The sequence below is a fragment of the Legionella quinlivanii genome, from assembly GCF_900461555.1.
Lineage (GTDB): Bacteria > Pseudomonadota > Gammaproteobacteria > Legionellales > Legionellaceae > Legionella_C > Legionella_C quinlivanii.
The window spans coordinates 577771-600041 of sequence record NZ_UGOX01000001.1 but is presented as its reverse complement, the minus strand read 5'-3'; the positions used below and the strand labels follow the sequence as shown (position 1 = coordinate 600041).

Below are 22271 nucleotides of genomic sequence, written 5' to 3'. Positions count from 1 at the left end.
GAGTTACCCCATGCAACAAAGAAAACCATTAGTATTAATGATTCTTGATGGCTGGGGCTATAGCTGCAACCAGAACCACAACGCAATCGCCGCAGCAGACACTCCTCAATGGGATGACTGGTGGGCACATCGGCCGCATATCTTGCTAAACGCCTCTGGACATGTCGTTGGTTTACCTGATGAGCAAATGGGCAATTCAGAAGTGGGGCATATGCATATTGGTGCAGGCCGTCTGATTTATCAGGATTTAACCCGTATCAATCACGCCATAGAAACCGGAGAATTCGAGCAAAACGAATTATTTCTGACTACTATTCAGCAATTAAAAGAAAGTGGCAACGCCTTGCATGTAATGGGACTTTTATCTCCGGGAGGAGTTCACAGTCATCAAAATCACTTATTTGCCTTTATAAAAATTTGCCATCAGCTTGGATTTTACAATGTGTATCTTCATCTGTTTTTAGATGGCCGTGACACTCCGCCACAAAGTGCCTTAAGCAGTATCGAAGCTCTGGAAGAACAGCTTGAGCGTTATCCGGCAGCACATATTGCTTCAATCAGCGGGCGTTATTTTGCTATGGACCGCGATAAGCGCTGGGAAAGGATAGCACCGGTTTATCATATGCTGACTCAAGGCAAGAGCCAATACCATTTTGACAGCGCAAAAGAAGCAATCCAGCAGTTCTATGCAGACGGCAAATCGGATGAATTCATTCCGCCTACTTTGATTGAAGAACATAAAGCGATCGAAGATGGGGATGCTCTGTTCTTTTTTAATTTTCGTGCCGATCGCGCAAGGCAGCTCACTGAGGCATTCATTAACGACTCATTTGAGGGCTTCATTCGTCATAGAAAACCAGAGTTGGCTGCCTTTATCAGCATGACTCAGTTCTCAAAAAGCTTACACACCGCAATCGCATTTCCACCGATTCCTTTAAGGAATACGCTCGGAAAAGTGCTTGCCGATTATCGGTTAAACCAGCTGAGGATTGCGGAAACGGAAAAATACGCCCATGTCACCTTCTTTTTTAATGGCGGATCAGAACAGATTTTCCCCAATGAGGATCGCATACTCATCCCCTCTCCACCTGTTGCTACCTATGACTTGCAACCGGAGATGAGCGCACCTCAATTAACCCATGCCCTGGTGGATGCGATTAACAGCGATGCCTATGATGTGATCATTTGCAATTATGCCAATGCCGATATGGTGGGCCATACAGGCGATTTTAACGCCACAAAGAAAGCAATTGAGTGCCTTGACCGTTGTATGAGTGAAGTTTGGCAGGCTTTGGAAAGAAAAGACGGCTGCATGCTAATCACCGCTGATCATGGCAATGCGGAATTAATGTATGATGAAAACACCAGCCAGGCACACACCGCTCATACCTGTGAAATGGTTCCCTTTGTTTATGTGGGTAATACCCAGAGACATTTTAAAGTCAGCCAGGGTACTTTAGTGGATATCGCGCCGACCATTCTGTCTCTGCTTGATTTATCAAAGCCGGATGAAATGACAGGACAAGCCCTTCTGGTGGAAGATCATGCTCATTCTGTCTAATTTCAGGTGTTATATTTCAGGATTTGTCATTGCTCTTTGCCTGGCAGGTACAGGCTATGCGGCTGATAGCTCCTCTGTATTACAGACCAAAACCAAATTAAAGCAGCTGGACACGCAAATTAATCGTCTCAAACAAGTGTTGGCAAATGCCAATGATCGCCGCGGTCTGTTGAATCGTGAACTGGCTGGCACCGAAAAACAAATAGACAAAGCCATTCAACAGCTGCGCTCCATTCAAACTGATATCGATAGCAAGAAACAAAAAATTGTAAGCCTGGAACAGCATATCAGCGAATTGAATCAGCAACTGATAAAGCAGCAGCAACAACTGGCAAACCATATCCGCACCCGCTATCAAATAGGAGGTTATCAGCCGGTTAAATGGATTATCAATCAGGATGAACCCTATTCTATCAGTCGCCTGCTCACCTATTATCAATACATCGTTCAGTCACGGCAACATATTATCGATGCGATTGATAACACGAAAAAGAATTTAACCTCCAATCAGAAAAGTTTACAGGATGAACTGGCTGAACAGCGCCAGCTACAACAGCGGCTTCATATTCATCAGGCCCAGTTACAGGAAGATAAACACTATCATAAGGCAGTTATCCAATCGCTGAGTAAAGAAATCCAGAGCAAAGAGCATACACTGGCGGAGTTTGAACATAATAAAGAGAATCTCTCCAATCTTTTAAAGAATCTGGCTTTGAAAAGCGTCGCCTTACCTAAACAAAGCTTTAACCAGATGCGGCATAAACTTCCACGCCCCATTCAAAGCCGTTCTCTTCAACGGATGAATCAGGGCGTGACATTTTTTGCCGGAGAAGGAACACCGGTTCATGCCGTCTCTTCGGGCAAAATTGTCTTTAGCGATTGGCTTAATGGCTATGGGCTATTAATCATTATTGATCATGGACAGGGCTTTATGACCCTGTATGCGCACAATCAATCCTTATATAAGCGCAAAGGGGCAACTGTACAGCAAGGAGAGCAAATTGCCTCCGTTGGACACAGCGGCGGGATAAAACAAAACGGTCTATACTTTGAGGTGAGGCAACGTGGCAAAGCTGTTCCACCACTTGAATGGTTAGCTTGATTTGTGTAATTTGACAATCATCGACATAATAATAAACATCAGCCAGAAGTAGTCAAATCCAGCTTGGTGATTCTGTGATCGTTAAGAAAGCAGTTGTGATAAACGGATTTTTCGGTTTCTGTCCCGTATGCTGTGTTGATCATGCTCGAAGTAATAGCCTGAAGCTGACGAACCCCGGCATTGCAAAAGCAATTTCCGATAGAAGTTTTCTTCTCAATAGACTCTCTGGCATTTATATTGCTTCATGTAATTTGACATCGGAAGGTGACCGCATGATGCGTGGCACACTATCCAAGGAGAACATTATGCGCAACAAACGGTTTTACTCTGGTGCTCTGGCGACAGTATTAACAACTGCGTTTTTGTTTCCAGCTCAACTCTATGCAACTGATGCCTCGGCAACAGCGACAAACACCAATTCAGAGGGGAATAAAAAAATTCCATTGGAGGATGTCCAACGCTTCTCAAATGCCTTAAGCCAGATTAAAAAATATTATGTGAAACCGACTGACGATAAAGAGCTGTTTGATAATGCCATTAAAGGCATGCTAAGCGGTCTGGATCCACATTCCACTTATCTTGATGAAGATGCATTTAAAGATTTGCAAACTTCAACAAGCGGTGAATTTGGCGGTCTGGGTATTGAAGTCACCATGGAAGAAGGAGTGGTGAAAGTAGTCACTCCTCTGGTTGATACACCAGCCTATCGTGCGGGTATCAAAGCCGGTGATTATATAATCAAACTGGGCAACCAATCCGTTCAGGGCATCACTCTGCAGGAAGCCGTTGATTTAATGCGCGGAAAAGCGGGTACGACTATCGATTTGACCATTCTGAGAAAAGGTGAAAGCAAACCACTGGTATTCTCTCTGGTTCGTGAGAAGATTCTTATCAAAAGCGTGAAAAGCAAGCTCCTTGATGACAATTACGGTTATATACGCCTGACCCAGTTTCAGGCAATGACCGGTGACGATATGGAAAAAGCCATCGCTCAACTGAAACAACAGGCTGGCGGCAATCTGAAAGGCCTGATTCTTGATCTTAGAAATAATCCAGGAGGATTGCTGGATTCAGCGATTCAGGTATCCGATGCGTTTCTGGATACCTCGAAAGATGGCAAGCAGGAAATGATTGTCTACACACAAGGGCGCTTACCCGGTTCAAAATTCACGGCACTGGCCAATCCAGGAGATATTTTGAATAACGCTCCAATGATCGTTCTAATCAATAATGGCTCAGCTTCAGCTTCCGAGATTGTTGCCGGGGCTCTTAAAGACAACAAACGGGCAATTATTGTCGGCACACAAAGCTTCGGTAAAGGCTCTGTACAGACTATCCTGCCGCTTGACGATAAACGGGGAATCAAACTGACAACGGCCCTTTATTATACGCCATCCGGTGTGTCTATTCAGGCCAAGGGTATTACTCCTGATATCGTCATCGATGAAGTCACTGTGGCAAAAGACGATAATAAAGCCAATTTCACCGGCTTTTCAGAAGCTGATTTAAGCGGCCATCTGGCAAACACCAGCGAACAAACCAAAAGCGTCGAACACTCTAACAAGGATGATAAAACGCTTCTGCATGAGGACTATCAACTGTATGCTGCCTTGACTATTCTCAAAGGTCTGGCTGTTGCCCGTAACTAAATCAAAAGCCTCTCCTTCTACGTCCCGCGACCAGTTCGCGGGATCCACGATTCGAATAACACCACTGGATTCTGCGTATAACCCGCAGAATGGCGCTGCCTTAAGGCTTTAATCCTCTCTCTCCACGTCCCTTGGCTTGTTCCTGAGAGATGGTCACACAATTTAACCATTCTATAAGAGCCCCCTGTAAGAGCCCACATGCCCCCTGTAAGAGCCCACATACCCCTTATAAGAGCCTACGTACCCCGCTTTATGCGGGGTATCCATAACAATGGTAGTGAATATTAAAATGCTTTTGCCAATCAGACGCATTGCCTGGATACCCCGCATAAAGCCTGAGGGATCCCCTCATAATTCTCTCCCTGCAACGAGTATCTCTATTTGCAGGGCCTCGACGGCTTTATCATAATCAATTCTATATTTAAATTTCCTTTGTATGATTCGACAGCCGAGATAGAACAAAGAAAGCACTCGTTTTTTTTGGGATGTGTTGGCTTGAAAAGAGAGATGCCATCGCTTGTTTTCAGCAACGAAGCCGGTTAAATAAGCAATTAAAGTAGCCAACATAGCAATCATTAGTAACACTTGAATTCGCTCTATTGATTTTGAGTAAGCATGTTCAAAGCTAAAGCCATATTGAGATGACTTTAAATCTCGAAAATTCTGCTCTATTTGCATGCGTTTGAAATAGATTGAAAAAGGGTTAAACGATGTTTCTGTATTGTTTAATGAACTTGCTAAAAGCCAAGGTTCATTGGCTGATTTTGAATACACCTTGTCTTTCTTGCTTTGCGCTTTCTTTTTGTACTTATTAAAACGTGTACGTTTTTTTCCGGATAGCTTTATTAAATAAAGAAATGTTTCTATTGGGTCTGTTTTAGAGACAATGCCCCACCCCAGAGATTGCCCTTGTTCGGTCGCCTTTTCCTTTGAATCACAATAATATTCCCAGTAAGTATGGGTATCCAATCGATAACATATATTACCCCGAATACGGCCAACATAGTCCCAACCTTGTTTTAACACCAACCGAAACCATGAATTATAAAAACCAGCATCCGTAACTAATATCGGGAGACTTGTCTCAGGCAGAACTTGCTTTAAATTCTGTAAAAATAAGTGATGCGCTTTGTCACTATTTTCATATTGGCGAGGAAATACCTCTTCATAGACTGATAACGCACGGCCTTTAGCGACTAATGAGGCTCTAAGCAAATAATGCGTTGTATTAGGAACATGGCTCCAATCTACCAGGATAATAGGACGACTATTTGTTCCAATTAACCTATGGGCTGTTTTTTGGTATATCGAGAATCGCTCTCCATGCAGGTTTTTATTCCCTAAAAAACGATCACAGCGTTTAATATTATTCTTTTCTTGAGCCTTATTTTTTAATGCTCGCCCCAACTGAGTTAACGACAGCTTTTTTTCCCTGAGTAAGGCATTGATAAATAAATTAAGCGTATTAAATCGTTTTCCATGGATAGTACTTGATAGCAAATTGTGTAAAAATCGCTTTATGTGCATGAGATATCCTAATCAAAATTGTTCGCAAAACTATTTGATCATATATCTTCATGCACTGCCACTTTTTAATATCCTTATTTATGAGGGGAGCCCTCAGGCATAAAGCGGGGTACATAGGGATTTAACATTATAATTATAAATCAATCGGTTATATAAAATTTGCGACCATCTCTCAGGAACAAGCCGAGGGACGTAGCAGTAGGAGTTAAAGCCTTAAGTAAGTGTCATTAGGCCCCTTTGCCTAACATTGAGTTCGGAGTGGTACACCCCTACTTAACTCAATGGCAATGGGGCCTAAAGTATATCCCTTAATAAAACCTTAACCATTTCTGACTATAATTAGACCAATATAAATAACTAATGAGCAATATAATGGCTAGAGCAAAGCGGGATAATTCTTCGTTAAAAGCGTTAGTTGTAGGAGATGCAAATAGTGCATGGTCTGAGTTCCTGGAACCTACCATTCGAAAATCCAGGACAGCGCAAGGGGAAACTAACACAGAAAACTCTTCTGTTGTTAGAATCCGAAAACCTCTCAGAGAACCTACTGAAGGCGAGTTAAGACGACATCGGAACAATCCCTCTGCTCTTCAGGCAAATATACTGAGTCAGGATCATGCCCCTTTTTTGAATCTGGTAAATGCCACAGCCGAACCCGCGCGAGCCAGGATGCATGTGGGTAAAGATGAGAAGAGCGCGGATGTGCTCATTTATGTCGTTAACCTATCCAGTGACCAAAATAATATTGAAGAATTAAAAGCAAATATTAACACTTATCTCCAACAGATGCGCCCGGATACACGATTGATTTTAGTAGGAACTCATCCTTCCTCGGGTCTGTTTGACTTTCCCCAAACATCCGACAATGAGGAGGTTCTGAACAGCCTTCGAGGTACTTTTGCGGCAAGATTAATTCATGTGCTTAACCTTCCGCCCAATCCTATAAACCCTTTCGGTGCGAATCCTAAAGATAAAGAAATAGAGAATTTTATAACACAACTCGATTTCTATGCGAGCAACAGGCCGACACCCCAGGTACAGTTATCGCAACCGGCCACTCTAAGTCACACAGCTCCAGCGGTTGAAAACGCAAGAACACCACGCCTGAATTTAAATATTGAACTCGAGTTTCCCTCTCCACCCCAGCAATCGCCAGCTCAACCTTCTCCTGCGCCGCAGAATGTATCTCTGAACCGACATAATTATCCAAAGTCATACCATGCGATGTGGACCAGGCAAACACTCCCGCATTTATCCATGGAGAAAAGGAATTATCTGGCAGCGAGGACTATCCTTGAAGACTATGCACTGAGAACCTCGGATACCGCGAGCAGATGGCAACGGGCGGGGCATTTTTTTGCGCACCCGCGGCGTGGCCACACCGAAATTATTAATAACTTTTTAAAGAATTATACCGGTGAGGAGAATGTTCCGGCATTGCTTAGCGCACTCCAGCAGACATTGAAAAAAGAAATCAAAGAAGAGTTTAATCCTAAAGGAAGTCTTGCAGTCCGTATGGATTATATTGAAGAGCAGTGTAATTTGAATGATGATAATCGAATCATAAACCACCAGGAAATCATTGAGGCCAGACAGGAACGTATCGATGCAAAAAAACCCCAAAGCTTGTGCTAACTGAAATAAACATCTTGATATGCAAAAAGCATATCAAGAAGTAATATTTTCAACCGGGACGCGCAATTTCGGCAGAGCTATTATCTTCTTCGGCAGGGGCATTATTGGCGGCCTCTACCGCGGGTTCCACTGACTGAGGTCGCATATGGTTTAGTGCATCGCGAAATTTATCTGTTTTTTCAATATCTTTCTCTCTTTCCTGAGCAGGATTATCTACGTCATCAAGACTGTCCTTTTTAGTAGAATCCTCTGTTCCCAGATTATCCTTAAAGCTTAAATAAGCCTCCCGCAAAGCTTCCCCACGTTGAATTTTTTGTATTTCCTTATAGGCCTGATAAGACTCCCTCATTGACATTTTGTGCATGATGGACTGACTTAACACATAGGAGACACTTCTAAAAAAGCTCTTCAGCGCATAAAGCAGACCCAAACCTTTACTGCTTTTGGCAGCAATTTCCTTAAACTGCGAATTATTCTCCAGATTTTTAGCCTCGTTATAACGCATATTGATAGGCACAGCAGGATCGCGAAATTTATCTACAAGTTTTTCGCCAAACTCAGACAAATCTTTATTTTCTCCGGGTTTGATTTTGCTCATGTGATCATTGATGATATGGGTTACATTGTCGACAAACCGGTAAGCTTTGTATTGATTGGTCTGAATATTATCAAGCCCCATTTTCAAATCGTCCATTGACAGGCTGTCAGCTTGCCCTTCACTGATTAATTTATCCCGGTTATTCTTATAGTAAGTGCGCAATTCATTGATATATTGAGTTTTAAATGGTTCATTCAAACCTTTTCCAGACTGTACGATCGCCGGAATGTATACTTTACTTAGCAATTTTTCAAACTCGCTATCCAGTATTTTTCCTTTGCGCTCACTATAGTCTTCAGAATAAGCGTTGCCCACCTCATTCAGATAGCTCAATTTGTTAGAAAGTGCCTGCATTTTGAATTCGATATCTGTTTTTTCCTGAGGACTTGACGCTTTATTCAGATCGTCATTTAACTGGGCCATGCGGCTAGCCGTTTCTGCCTTTAAAATCGTCATAAACTGATCTTGCTGTATAATAGCCAATTTATCCTCATACGGCAGATCCAGCTCGCTTAACATAGATTCAAAAAAGACATTCAGTTTCTGCATTGTAGGCAGAAGCATAGTGCCTGGTTTCAGATAAAGATCGTCTTCCATACGGCTTATTTCTGCCAAAACTCCTTGATATAATTGTGTTTTCAAGGTGCCTGCTTTTGCAGTGGCAATATCACCAACGGTAGCGCCAAGTTCTCCCATCTGCTCACCGAAGCGTTTAAGTTGAGCCAATAAGCCTTTTGACTTCCATAATCCACCTACCTGCGACCCTTCCGAAAGCTTTTCAAGACCACGTAAAATCTTATCCGCTTCTTTTTTCATTGTCTCGGGATTGGCTAGTTGCTCACGCGTATATCCCTTAAATTTACGTCCCTTATCCACTTCAAGACCAAAATAATCGGCTAGCTGCTGCTGTTTGTCTGCAACATAGGCAGAAGCAGCAAACAGGCCGTCAACTCCCTTCTGAATGTTTGATCTGGCCGCCTGGAGCTCTTGTGCGCTCTGACTTTGCACCTGTGCTGGACTTACTACAGAGCTATAAGACGTTAATACTTTGGCAACTGAGGCATATTGCTCTTTTAGTTCAGGGGTCATGCTGTTCAGGGTATTCCAGGATGCTTTTAACTGCATGAGCACATCTTTTAAAACAGTTAATTTGGTAACCAGTGAATCGTCATTGTTCATTTGTTCAAAAGCCGCCAGCGCTTTTTGCAAATTATATAAATTATTTTCCAGATCCTTTATTTGCTTCACCACTTTGGGATCCGCTGGATCCTCCGCATGGGGCGGCATCTGTATTCGGTCATTGACCTGTGTCGATAAATTATTAATACGGGTAGTTCTGACATACTCACTCAGCTTGCCAATTGATGTAGATAACTCCATCTCCTGAATCGCAGCGAAATTACCTCGTAAATTATTAATTGAAGAAACCTGAACTGGAGATAATTTATCGACAGCAGGTAACGGCTCTCTTTCTTTGTTGGAAAGATCAGTCAGAAACAGCTTTCGAGTATTCAGCTCTCTGAAAAAATCAGGGTGCCGTAAGTCAGCATTGATTTCTGCTAACTGTGCTTTATCTCCGGAATTAAGCGCTGCGGTTATTTTTGCATCCAGTTCCTTATTCGTATGATAAATAGTAGCCTGTAGTCTTAAATATTCACTTTTTAGATAAGTCAGATCGTTCTCAGAAACTGCTTCTGAAGAGTCGACAGCTTTTTTGATTGTATCAAGCATGGTGGGCAATATTTGCTCGACGCGTTCAAGAGCATCTAATCCCATAACGCCCTGCCCACTTAGTGCTGCCGTTGTCTCGGGTGCCAATAAGGCCTTCTGATCTCTTGCGGCCAAAACCTCCTCATAGGGAACAATTTTTCCTTTGAATTTTTCCGCGAGACTAAACTCTGCTTCATTAATAATTTCCAGCTTAAGATTTTCAGCATTTTGTTTATCATCATAATATTTCAAAATCTTTTGTCTTAATCCACCAACCAGATTCACTTCTCCGTGCCAGTAACCGCCGATATCATTCATCAAACCACTAATATCCGCTTTTTTCAGTTTCTCAACCCCTTTCCAGAAGCCAGCGAACCGGCCTGCGGCCGGCGGTGCTTCTGTAGCATTAAGAGCGGATACAATTTGCTTATCCAGCTCAACATTAAAGGTTGCAACTGCCGATTGAATCACCTGATAAGACTGCTTTAATCGCTGCTTATCCTCTAAGCTGATATCCGCCAGATTTTTTCCGGCATATTGATTAAGCAGGTCAAAAAACTCTTTTGCCTGGGAAGCTTTAAACTCCAGCTCCTGTATTTCGGTATAAGACGCTACTCTCGATTCATCTAAAGCATGAATACGGCTTTGCGCTATGAATGATTTGGCCGAGCCTACTTTAGCCACTCTGAGCACATCAGCCGCATTCGCATCAGGAAGCTTTTTAACGGCTTCTGATTGAGCTATGCGTGCTTCAATGGCATCCCGTAGAACGGTTGCCTGTTCAACAATTGGATCAGAAAGAGTACCCGGTTTTAAATAATTTCGACGTTCAAAATCGTCAGCCAAAGTAATCAAAGCCGTTAATCCTTCATTGCCCCACTTGATATAAGCTTTTATTGTTTCCTCAGAAAGGTTATTTCCTTCGGCCACAAGCCGCTCATTGATCTCTTTAAGACCTTTTATGGCTTTTCTGGCAGAAGGCAGAGCGCTCAGCGTATGCTTATCACTGAATACCGCATCAATCAATTGACCTATTGCCTGCTGTTTTTTTGCGGATGTCTGTAAGGCTTCAGGACTTTGCCTGGTATCGGGATTTATCGCAGTTGCCGCAGAATTTAGCAACCGCGGCAATTGATTCAATAATCCGCTTAGCACATTCCCTTGTAGTGTAGTTTTATCGCCTTCCTGCAGTGCATTGACACCTTCTCCCAGCAGAAGCCCGGCGCCGCCGGCCAAATCCAGATGCTCATATTTTTCTTGTAAACCTAAGGCTTGCACCGCAGAAGCGAGATTGTTGTATACGGGCTGGATAAGATCCATATTTTCCCGCAATAATTCCCTGATCTCGGGTGCCGCTTCATTAAAACTATCGAGAGCCTTGTATACATTATACAGATCATGGGCAATCTGTATCTGATTGCTTAAAACACTATGCACCATTCCCAATTTACTTGAAGAATCAATCTTCTGCCATATTTCGGCCTTGGCCGCGTTCTCAGCATAATATAAACTATTAATCAGTTTTTTTATGGATGCAACCTGTGGAGGATCCTTGTCAAGATCAGTATAGGGAACGCCCTCTTCATTAGGGGTAAGCTGTTCACTAATTGGCGCACTCAAACTGGTTTTCAGCCGCTCATTCAAGGCGGTTCGAGCATTACGAATCGTCATAAATAAGGGCAGCGCAGGTGCAGTTTCAACAGCTGCTGGTACTACTGCTACTTTGGCAATAGGTTCCGCTGGAAGTATTACATCTGCAAGAGCCAAAAACGATTTAACCTCTGTATTCCATAGATCCGCAACCTCCATAGAGCGCTGTAATTCCGAAAAAGCAGGTAAAGCCATCTGGTTAATACGGCTCTCTAAAAACGAAGCACGAATTTTATCTTCCGATGTCAGGGCATTCTTGTTTCTGAGGCCGCGCAGCTCATGCAAATCTTTAACCAGACTGTTCCAGGGAATAGCCCTTAGCTCGGGGGCGGCCTTTTGGTCCTGATAGTTTGCTGAATCCAATATTTCTTTAATTTTATTGGTTAATGCAGGAAAATCAGGCGCAGGACTGCTGATAACTGCTTTGCACGCAGCAAATAGTTCACTTATTCTTGGGGTTCTGTCAGCATCTGAGGACATGAGAAAAACACTTTAATAGTCTGAATGCTTAAATTATAGTCAAAAATGAAATGCTTATTAGTCTTAGCCCCAATCCTCTTGGAAAATAATGGAGACTTTAGCAAACAACCAGTATACTCATTCTCTTTTAATGTATTTTGGCTTCGCAGTATCAATTAGTTCCAACAGCTGAAGCCAGTATGGGCTTTGGTATGCAAAAATTGTTTGGTTATGCGTTTTTACTGGCGTTTACTTCGTCTGTTCAATCCAGTGTTGAGCAGCATTTTAATGAGATCCGGCAAGATCCTAATGCTTTATACGCGTTTCTTAAAGAAATGCCCAAGGGCGGGGAACTGCATTATCATCTAGCAGGTGGCGCCTACCCTGAAACTATGATTGAACTGGCAGCCAAGCAGGATTATTGTTTGAATCCGCAGTCATTTGGTATCAATAAAATCAGTGAAGCCTGTAACGGAATAAAAAGTAATCAAATACTGAGCAATCCTGAATTGTACGACAAGCTTGTCCGAGCCTGGTCAATGAAGGATTTTATTGCGGGTAAGGAATCCGGGCATGATCATTTTTTTGCCACCTTTTTCAAATTCACTAATCTGATCATGGACAATCACATCCCGCTTCTTGCAGAAGTCATGCAGCGCGCCAGCGAGCAGCAGGAAGAATATATGGAAATCATGATGATGCCCGATTATGCCAAATCCACAGTTGTCTCAGAAAAACCTGATCTGGCACAAGGCTTTGAAAAAGCGAGAAAGCTTCTTCTTGATGATCCAGCCTTTGTTCAGGAAATCTCAAATACAGTAAAAGTCAGCGACCAGTTACTGCCAGATACCAGAAAGTTTTTGGGCTGTGACAGCAAACCCGAGCAATCCGTTTGCCATCTAACGGTAAAATTTCAGTATCATATTCTTCGTGAGCAGCCTCTTCAAAGCTTTTTTATGCAGGCGCTGCATGGATTTGCCGCCGCCTCCCAATCAGAAGCAATCGTCGCCATTAATATGGTACAGGCAGAAGACGGCATTATCTCCCTTAGAGATTATAAAAAACAGATGGAAGTGATTGACTTTCTGCACCAGCAATATCCGCAAGTCCACATTGCACTCCATGCCGGTGAATTAAAAGCCGAGGATGTGATGCCAAAGGAGTTGAGATTTCATATACGCGATGCCGTGTTAACCGGACATGCAGAACGAATAGGTCACGGGCTTGATATTGGGTTTGAGGATAAAGCCAATGACACGCAAAATTACATGAAAACACACCAGATCCCGGTAGAAATCAATCTTACCAGCAATGAGAAAATATTTAATATTAAAGGAAAAGAACATCCTGTTCATTACTATTTAAAGCAAGGCGTGCCTCTCGTCTTGTCGACAGATGATGAAGGTATTCTGCGAACTGATCTGACACGCCAATATGTGAAAGCAGTAATTGAACACGACATTGACTATCAGACACTAAAGCAGATGACTCGTAATGTACTGACCTATGCCTTTTTACCTGGCAAAAGTATCTGGGTTGATCCCGCCAGGCAAACTCTGGTTACTGAATGTGCTGATTTGAACAGCGCCGGCTGTAACAGTTTTGTAAATGGGAATCAAAAAGCAAGTTTGCAGCGAAAGCTTGAACTAAGGCTTGCTGCTTTTGAAAAACGCTTTGATAATTAATCATCAATCAGGAAGAATTATATGTTAGGGAAAACCGTTTGTGTTGCCAGTCTTATTTTGTCCTCTTCAATTAGCCATGCTGGCTTCTACATCGGCGCCAGTGTCGGACCTGAGGGAGCTGAATTCAGACAAAGATCACATGTCATCCGCCCGGGTACTTTTGACGTAATCGATAAGAATCATTTTTCCGGCACAGGCGTTTTCGGCTCCATCTTCGGAGGTTACCAGTTGCGCTATCAGCGCTATAGCCTGGCTGCTGAAGTGAATGGAAATTTGAGCTCGGTGGAATATGAACTGAACAATAAGGAATATATTCATCAAACGCTCTCAAAAACCACATTCACCGTAAAACGAAGTGCTGGAGTCAGTATCCTGCCAGGCTTTTTTCTCGCCGAAAACACGCTGATATTTGGCCGCGTGGGCTACAGCAACGCGCGAGTAAAAATTAGCGAATCCGATCCCACTATTCTTAGCCAAACTAAAAACCGCGGAGGCATTCGCTATGGTTTAGGTTTAAAACATGCCTTATCAACTAACTGGTGGCTGATGCTGGATTACAGCCAAATTAATTATAAGGGCATTAAGAGTGCTGTGTTTGAACCTTTTGGCGGAGTGTTAAAACAGACCAAAATCACGCCAAACACCGCTCAAATGGGGCTAGGTATAATTTATGATTTTGATCAGCCTAAGGTATATGTGAAGTAAAACAAAAAACCTTGATGCCTGTCTTGGGCATCAAGGTCCTTTTTCTTAGTTAAAAGGATCGCGTCTGATAATGGTGGAATCACGCTCTGGACCCGTTGAAAGCATATCGACAGGTATATTCAGTAGCTCCTCAATTCGTTTCAGGTAAGCCAGTGCGTTGGCTGGCATCTGCGACATTGACGTCAAATCAGCGGTTGATTCAGTCCATCCGGGCAATTCTTCATACACCGGTTCAAGACCTTCAAAATCCTCTGCCGATTGAGGCGGACGAGTCAGTAATTGCCCATTCTTATCACGATAGGCTACAGCAATTCGCAGCGTTTCCAAACCGTCCAGTACATCCAGTTTGGTTACACATAAGCCGGTGATACTGTTCAGTTCAATCGACCGGCGAAGCAAGACGGCATCAAACCAGCCGCAACGGCGAGGTCGTCCGGTAACTGCCCCAAACTCATGCCCACGCTCTGCCAGACGCTTTCCAGTATCATCCTGAAGTTCAGTTGGGAATGGTCCGCCACCCACACGTGTCGTGTAGGCTTTGGTGATCCCCAGAACATAGTCAAGATAGCGCGGACCGAACCCTGCGCCATTAATCACACTTCCAACACAGGTATTGGATGAAGTTACGAAGGGATACGTCCCATGATCAATGTCGAGATAAACACCTTGTGCGCCTTCAAACAAGATTGAATCGCCTTGTTCACGGTGGGTATGCAAGCTGGTGGTCACATCACAGACCATCTCCTTTAACTCAGCGGCCCACATCTTCGCATCGCGAAGAACAGGCTCTAACTCAACCTCAGGCTGTTGATAATAATTTTTAAGAACAAAATTATGATAATGTAATAGCTCAGTCAGTTTTCGGGCAAAACGGTTTTCATCAAACAAGTCGCTGACTTTCAAAGCCCGGCGAGCTATTTTATCTTCATAGGCAGGACCAATTCCACGCCCTGTCGTTCCGATAGCTTTGCTTCCCTTTAGTGTTTCACGGGCTTTATCGAGAGCAACATGATAGGGTAAAATCAAGGGACAGGCCTGGCTGATTTTCAGACGCTCACGAACATTGATTCCCTTGGCTTCCAACTCACGAATTTCCGCAAGCAGGGCTTCTGGCGAAAGAACAACGCCATTGCCGATATAACAGCTGACATGAGGCCTGAGCATTCCGGACGGGATGAGCCGCAATACTGTTTTTTCACCGTTAATTTTCAAGGTATGGCCAGCATTGTGACCGCCCTGATAGCGGACAACAGCCTTGACGTTCTGGGTCAGTAAATCGACAATTTTACCCTTACCTTCATCGCCCCATTGCGTACCAACTATTACAACATTCTTGCCCATAATTAAACTCTTACTCTATAAACTGGTGAATAATGGAGAGGAGAATAACTCCCGCTAACATACTGAGAAACCCTGCCATGCGAATTATTTTCACAACAAAATGTCTCAAAGAAAAAAGGGTTAAGCGAACTTAACCCTCTTCAACAAAATAAAAAATTATATCAGTTTTTCTTTGTTGTATCACCACTTTTTACTAAAGAATGTCTAAAGTAGTCAAAAAAAGAACTGCTTTGATCCAATACCAATAAATCCTGTTTACTGGCAAAACTTCCCTCGTAGGCCTTTAAACTGCGGTAAAATGAAAAGAATTGAGTATTCTGACCAAAAGCCTCCGCGTAAATGGCTGCTGCTTCGGCCTGGCCCTTTGCCCGAATAATCTGGCCTTCGCTTTGCGCCTTCGCCAAGGTTACAGTCACTTCAGCATCTGCTGCCGCCTGAATAGCTTCTGCTGCAGCCTGACCATCGGCTCGATGTCGATTGGCAATTTTTTGCATGTCAGCCCGCATGCGTTGATAAATGGCGTTACTGGTGTTAGCCGGTAGTTCAATTCCCTTGATCCTGACATCAACCACATCAACCCCCAAGCCCTGCGCCTGCTGTTCCGCTTTTTCACGCAACACATCAACCACGTCGTCTCTGCCGCCTGACACCACATCAGAGATAGTTCGCTTGCCAAATTCAGCACGCAGCCAGGTATTCAATTGCTGCTCCAGCAAAGTTTCAGCTTTAAACTCATTTCCACCGGTAGACTTAAAATACTGAGCCAGATTGCCTATGCGCCATTTAACATAATAATCGACAATCACATCTTTCTTTTCCTTAGTTACAATACGCGAGGATTTAATGTCCAGGGTTTGCAGGCGTGTGTCGAATAAACGCAGACTCTCAATAAACGGCGTTTTGAAATGCAAACCAGGCTCGAGCACCTTAACCTTATCAGTCTGTTTATCAATAACCAGACGCCCCAGGCGTAAAAGAATCCCTTGCTGGCCCTGATTTACAGTGAAAACACTGGCTAGTATGACCACCAAAATGAAAAACGCCAATACGACCAGAGTTGTTCTTAAAGCATTCATCTATTAATTCCTCACTTGTCGATAAGTTTGCCGGATTATCGGGCGTGTGGTTGCATGATCGTCATACTCGCCAGCGGCAGAACTTTCCTCCAGATTGGCAGCCACTTCCTCCACAGCAGGTTTGGGTAAAGAAGCTGTCACTGCGTTATGCGCCAGTTTATCCAGCGGCAAATAAAGTAAATTCCCTGATTTGCTATCTACAATAATCTTGCTGCTCTTGCTTAATACCTGTTGAATGGTATCAAGATACATTCTTTCGGAGGTTACAAGCGGGGCCAGATTGTATTGCGGTAATAAGGCCAGAAATTCAGCGACCTCACCTTTCGCTTTTAATACCACCTGCTTTGCAAAAGCCTGTGCTTCCTCACGAATACGCTGGGCATTACCTTCGGCGATAGGAACTACCCTTGCCTTGTAAGCATAAGCCTGTTCCTTAAAGCGCTTTTCGTCCTCTTGCGCCTTAATGGCGTCATCGAAAGCGTCCTGAACATTCTCAGGCGCTCTGGCAGGCTGCGGAGACACGTTGACAATCACAATTCCGGTTTTATAACTGTCAAGAATTTTAATCAGAGAGTCCTGTACATGCGTTGCCCATGCTTCCCGGCCTTCGGTGATGATTTCATTCAATGTGGTAGTTCCAACGACCTGGCGCAGCGCGCTTGATGTTGCCTGTTGCAAACTTTCCTGAGGATCAGTCACATTAAAAAGATAGGCCTGCAGATCGCCAATGCGGTACTGAACGGCCAGTGAGACTGAAACCAGGTTTTCATCCTTGGTCAGCATATGTCCTGAATAGGAATAGTCCGAAACACGTTCAACATTTCTTACCACTTTTGATTCTATAATACGAGGTATCCAGTGCGGCCCAGGCCCTACGGTTTCTACATATTTGCCAAAACGCTGAATTACAGCCTGCTCGGCGGGATCCACAATAAAAATGCCTGAAAGCGCCCAAAGAATGAAAATAACCAGTAAAGCCAGGAATGCCAGCATACCAGCACTTTTTCCAGGTACGCTTGAACCCGGATCGCCTTCCTCACCAGAATTTCCCCCCAGTAAGGTTTTTTTTAATTTATCCTGAAAGCGTTTGAGGGCTTCGTCTAAATCAGGCGGCTGATTTTGACCATTCCATTGATTTTTATCTTTATCTTTGTCTGGTTCTTTCCATCCCATTGAGTTCTCCACCCGGTACGTAAAGCTAGGATTCTAGGGCTTGCCGGAAGTTTAAGCAAGCCTCTGTACCAAACTCTGGAACAGGAATTTATTCATTTTTTCAAAACAGGTATGCGAAGCTTCGCCCGCATACCATCTCAAACTGCGGCCAAGAATCTAGATCATAAATCGTTCTTGCGCCTTTTCCTCTTCCTGCTGGGCTATCTCATCAAGAAGTGCTTCCAGCTTGTTATCCAAAGCTAATGCCGATTTGTTGTGAACACTGCTTTTATTGCTTTCAATGAGGTTATATATAGTACTTGTACGGGTACCTGCCCCTTTATCGGACGTTGCATATAATCTCACTTCATCCCAACTGTTAAACCGGCCTTCCCCCAGATTCCAGAAGCCAGCGGCCCAGGGATTCCCGCCGCAGCAAGCCTCATTGCGATTTTTATAAAATAACCGGGTAAAAACCGCCAATTTAATTTCATCACTACTAAAATGTCTATCCTTTTTCTTGTCTGGAATCTTTCCTTCAGCCTCTTTCTTACGATATTTAAGAGTCGCTTCCAATACCAGGTTTTCCATTTTTTGGGTCACTTTACCTGGATTACCCGCTAAATGAGAGAAAAAGCCGGATTCCGGGTAGAAAATTTTATGCCATGTGTTCTTGGCGTGTAATTGCAGGATAATAAACTTCGAACGCTTGTAGCTATTTTCGGCATAACTTGCAATCTCACTCGCAAGCTGTTCCCGGTATTGGGTAAGCAATTTTCGATGATTTTTACTTTCCGGAACAGTTGACCCGCGGCATATCAGCATAGCAATACCTGCCAGTAGAGAATTTATTTTATTCTTATCCTTTTCATTGCTCAGATGCTGACAAAGCACGTTGATTGGGCGATCCTGTGTATTTCCTGTGGGATCACAAATTGGAGTGTTGACTTTATCTGCAAGCAATTTCTCTTTATCTGCGCTCGATTTCTCTCCATCTGCAATTGATTGTCCTTTAAGCAATACTTGTAAGGCATCAATTTTTGCGTAACGAATGGCGATAACAAAAGGAGTGATTCGGGTGGCGGGATTGTAATAAATTTCAGGGTTTGCTCCGCTTTCAATCAGCATCCTGACCCCTTCAGCCCAATCATCTCTTACCGCTTGATGAAGGGCAGAATTCAAAACTTTGCTTTTTTGCGCAACACGGAATGCGGTCGGTTCATCCAGTCTCGGTTTTCTTAGCAATACCGCCTTAAGACTCTCTGCATCTCTTGTCTGTACTGCTCGAGCAAGCAGAGTAAAACCATTCTCGTCTGTAGAATCAATCAGACGCATCATCCCCACAGGCGCTTCATCGTCGTGCTCTTCAACAAGAACCCGAAAACGCGCATCCCTGGAACCCCAGATTTGCTCTTCAGCTTTTCCTTTAAGAGGCATAAAGTGGCCTAACAGAGGCGGAATCAGATCAAGCTTCTTCTCACGCAGCGCAAAATGAACCGGTTTGCCGCTAATGAAATTATCATGAGGCAATATATAGCTTATATGAGGTATTAAATTCAGCTCATTCGCATCATGTTTTAAAATGAGATAGTTAAGGAGAGTGAAGTTGCCAACGCCTGTAATTTCATACTTTTGCTGGGCCAGAAATCCCAGTTCTTCTTTTGATATTTCCCCGTCTTCTGATAACTCCAGGTAATCTCTCTGCTCCTCATCGGCATTAATGGATTTCAAATAACTCAAAAATTTCGACAATTCGCCGTCTTTCAGTACAGAATCCAGTACACTGAAATCAATCATTTTCAATAATCCTCTTTGTTATTAGAAGTCGGAGCCATTTAAAAGAGCATATTACACAGGCTGAAGTCCAAGTTCAAAAATTCTTTACTAATTAACAAAAAATTTCTCAATTTATTACTCACAGGCACGCCGTCATCTTGAACGCAGTGAGAGATCTCCCAAATCTGACAGGGCATGACACAGTTTGATGAAGACTCTCGAAATTGCTTTCTCTATTAATCCCCTGGTGTCGATTTCATAATGCGCTTAATGATCTATTAATAAACAAATGCTATAGTATCTTATTTTTGGAAATCCTATGGCGATAGCACATCCAAATCTGCTTAAACTTGCAATGGAACTGGGCCTTTATAACAATCCCGAAGGCCTTTGTCATGGCTTTACCATCCAGTGGATAGAGGCTTGCCTTAGCAGTGATGCAGATGAGCAGCGTTTTGAAAAATGCATCGCAGAAATTGCTGCCTCTTCTCCAGAGATCCTTACCGCGGAAATTAAGAAAGCCAGACTCAAAAGCGATAATGCGGAGTTGCTTTCGGAAAGAGAGCAGGAACTTATTGAGATCTATCAAACCGTACGCCGGATCTGTATTTTCCATAATCCCAGTAACTTTTCAGAATTATTCAATACCGGATTTCCAGTGCTTCAACGGCATTGGGAAACAGTTTCCTCAGCCATCTCTACAGAAGCTATTCAACAGCAAGGTGGACTTAAGGACTTATACTCCGCGTCTTTTGTGTTTAAGCCTGAAGAAATCAAAAGCTATCTTACAGAACTCAATGACTTACTGGAATTCAAGGAGCGGGCTGAGAAACTGAATGCGCCTGTGGCCCTGCTTTTAAATAATGCGCATCATGCCATTGGACTGGTCTATAAGCCCAATCAGGGATGGAGTTGTCGTGACATTAATCAGGATTTTACGACAGATAAGGCAGTAGCCAAAGATCCGGCGTTACTAACCGATTTTATTCATACGGCCTATAGAAATAATAGCCCCTATATTGCCTTTAATGCTCGCGTTATCCGAACCGCTTTTGCTCAGGCAAACCCGGATCTAGAGAAAAAACTGGAGCTATTTAAAAACTCACATGTGATTAACGAAGAAATGGCCCAACGACATGATGAGTATGCAAACCTGGCTTGGATTGCCGCAGTATCTGGCGATAAGACACTTATCAGTAAGTTGTCTGAATATTCAGCCAATCTGGATTTTCAGGGTATGCAGGGGATGACGCCTGCCTGCATGGCTGCCCAAAATGCTTATCCTGAAATCCTGAGTGAATTAATCACTATGGAAGCCGATGTCAATCTGCCTAACAATAGTGGCGAAACACCTGCATATATTGCAGCTAAACAAGGATTGAACGCCATCATCGAGGTCCTTGGACCAAAAGCGGATCTGGGTAAAACAACCAACGAAGACAATGTCTCTCCACTGTTTGCGGCTTCCCAAATGGGCTTTACCGATACTGTTGTATCATTAATCAAGCATGGGGCCAGTCCAAATCAGCGAACTGCCAAGGGAGCGACCAGTTTAATAATTGCAGCCCAGAAAGGCCATCAGGAAATCGTACAGCACCTAATCGGACTGGATCATACGGATGTAAATGCTTTGGATAATGGTAAAGCAAGCGCAGTCTACGTGGCAGCACAAAATGGTCATGACCAGATTGTCAGGCTGCTGGCCGAAAAGAAAGCCAACTTAAATCAGCCAAGAGATAATGGTGACACACCGGCAATCATAGCGGTCAAGAATAAACATCTTGCCGTAATTAGAGAACTTGGAGTTCATGGAGCTGATTTAAATCAGGAAAATTCAGAGGGCCTTACACCCTGCCTGATTGCAGTCGAACAGAGAGACAGCGCGATGATTAGGGAATTAAGTGCTCAAAAAGCTGATCTGAACGCAGTCAACAGCGGTCAGATGTTTCCCATATTTCTGGCAGCGCAACTGGGTTTTGCGGAGATTGTCGACATTCTGGCCGAAGAAGGCGCCAATTTAGACCAGATTGCCTACAATGGCGCCACTCCAGCCATGGTTGCTGCATTTGAAGGTCATACGGAAACAGTAAAAACTCTGATTGCTCGCAAGGCAAATTTTAATTTATCCACTGCGGATGGTATAACCCCGCTTTATATGGCCTGCGAACTGAACTTTCCTGAGATTGTGAAACTTTTGCTGGACATACCAGTAGACACCTCAATTGCCTTTCGTGCAACTCCGGCTCAGCTGAGAGAAATTATTATAGGTAAAGGTATGAGCGCAATTCAACGAATGGGAAACTTTATTGCTGCAGAATCCCCGGATAGCGAAGGAAAAATAAAGTTGCTCCCGAAAGATATTGCAGAGATTTTAGGGCATCAGTCGATTGTGGAGCTGTTTACTCAGTCTGCAAAACTCAAAACAGAGGCGGTTTTTAGTGACCCGCGCTGCTTTTTTAATCAACCATTGTCCAGAGCGGCATCACTTGAACCGGCTATCAGCTCCCCGGAACGATCTATGCCTCTGTAGAGGCATACAATCGATAAATAACAGCCTAATCTGCTACTTGATGCGACTTGCGGGGTTGCTTCATAACCAAAAAAATCGTCTTTGCAAGCATTAGCGAAGCAATCCAGATCCAAAC

At 43.5% G+C, this 22271-nt stretch carries 13 protein-coding genes; 7 read left to right on the top strand and 6 right to left on the bottom strand.

Annotation, left to right across the window (positions count from 1 at the left end):
* The first annotated feature begins 10 nt into the window (after positions 1 to 10).
* From gpmI to DYH61_RS02625, 3 genes are all read left to right on the top strand, one after another.
* Positions 11 to 1561: a 2,3-bisphosphoglycerate-independent phosphoglycerate mutase gene (gene gpmI / locus DYH61_RS02635; RefSeq protein WP_058508184.1), complete on the top strand. Its 1551-nt coding sequence runs from the start codon at positions 11 to 13 to the stop codon at positions 1559 to 1561.
* A complete protein-coding gene (locus DYH61_RS02630) occupies positions 1545 to 2663 on the top strand; it encodes a murein hydrolase activator EnvC family protein (RefSeq protein ID WP_083499250.1) in 1119 nt (372 codons plus the stop codon). The genes gpmI and DYH61_RS02630 overlap by 17 nt, the downstream gene beginning before the upstream one ends.
* A gap of 305 nt (positions 2664 to 2968) precedes the next feature.
* On the top strand, positions 2969 to 4312 hold the full coding sequence (locus DYH61_RS02625) for a S41 family peptidase (protein ID WP_058508185.1): 1344 nt from the start codon (positions 2969 to 2971) through the stop codon (positions 4310 to 4312).
* Positions 4313 to 4660: 348 nt separating this feature from the next.
* Here DYH61_RS02625 and DYH61_RS02620 read toward each other — a convergent pair whose 3' ends face one another.
* Positions 4661 to 5839, bottom strand: a complete 1179-nt coding sequence (locus tag DYH61_RS02620; protein ID WP_115343300.1) for an IS4 family transposase — start codon at positions 5837 to 5839, stop codon at positions 4661 to 4663.
* A gap of 372 nt (positions 5840 to 6211) precedes the next feature.
* On the opposite strand from DYH61_RS02620, the gene DYH61_RS02615 reads away from it, so the two are divergent.
* Complete coding sequence (locus DYH61_RS02615) at positions 6212 to 7474, top strand: DUF5617 domain-containing protein (RefSeq protein ID WP_058508398.1); 1263 nt, start codon at positions 6212 to 6214, stop codon at positions 7472 to 7474.
* Positions 7475 to 7523: 49 nt separating this feature from the next.
* Here the strand turns inward: DYH61_RS02615 and DYH61_RS02610 are convergent, their stop codons facing one another.
* Positions 7524 to 11912: a hypothetical protein gene (locus DYH61_RS02610; RefSeq protein WP_058508399.1), complete on the bottom strand. Its 4389-nt coding sequence runs from the start codon at positions 11910 to 11912 to the stop codon at positions 7524 to 7526.
* Between the two features lie 191 nt (positions 11913 to 12103).
* On the opposite strand from DYH61_RS02610, the gene DYH61_RS02605 reads away from it, so the two are divergent.
* Entirely contained in the window at positions 12104 to 13576 is a 1473-nt protein-coding gene (locus DYH61_RS02605) for an adenosine deaminase family protein (RefSeq protein WP_058508520.1), read from the top strand.
* 21 nt (positions 13577 to 13597) lie between these two features.
* The gene (locus DYH61_RS02600) at positions 13598 to 14281 is read left to right on the top strand and encodes an outer membrane beta-barrel protein (protein ID WP_058508400.1); all 684 of its coding nucleotides are present in this window, start codon (positions 13598 to 13600) and stop codon (positions 14279 to 14281) included.
* Between the two features lie 45 nt (positions 14282 to 14326).
* Here DYH61_RS02600 and DYH61_RS02595 read toward each other — a convergent pair whose 3' ends face one another.
* The 4 genes from DYH61_RS02595 to DYH61_RS02580 all read right to left on the bottom strand — a co-directional run bounded on the left by DYH61_RS02595 (position 14327) and on the right by DYH61_RS02580 (position 19647).
* On the bottom strand, positions 14327 to 15622 hold the full coding sequence (locus tag DYH61_RS02595; protein WP_058508401.1) for an adenylosuccinate synthase: 1296 nt from the start codon (positions 15620 to 15622) through the stop codon (positions 14327 to 14329).
* A 161-nt stretch (positions 15623 to 15783) separates the two neighbouring features.
* Complete coding sequence (hflC, locus tag DYH61_RS02590; RefSeq protein WP_058508402.1) at positions 15784 to 16698, bottom strand: protease modulator HflC; 915 nt, start codon at positions 16696 to 16698, stop codon at positions 15784 to 15786.
* A 3-nt stretch (positions 16699 to 16701) separates the two neighbouring features.
* Entirely contained in the window at positions 16702 to 17871 is a 1170-nt protein-coding gene (gene hflK, locus DYH61_RS02585) for an FtsH protease activity modulator HflK (protein ID WP_058508403.1), read from the bottom strand.
* Between the two features lie 156 nt (positions 17872 to 18027).
* A complete protein-coding gene (locus DYH61_RS02580) occupies positions 18028 to 19647 on the bottom strand; it encodes an ankyrin repeat domain-containing protein (protein ID WP_058508404.1) in 1620 nt (539 codons plus the stop codon).
* Positions 19648 to 19945: 298 nt separating this feature from the next.
* On the opposite strand from DYH61_RS02580, the gene DYH61_RS02575 reads away from it, so the two are divergent.
* Positions 19946 to 22156, top strand: coding sequence for an ankyrin repeat domain-containing protein (locus DYH61_RS02575; RefSeq protein WP_058508405.1), 2211 nt, complete (start codon positions 19946 to 19948; stop codon positions 22154 to 22156).
* Positions 22157 to 22271: the final 115 nt, after the last annotated feature.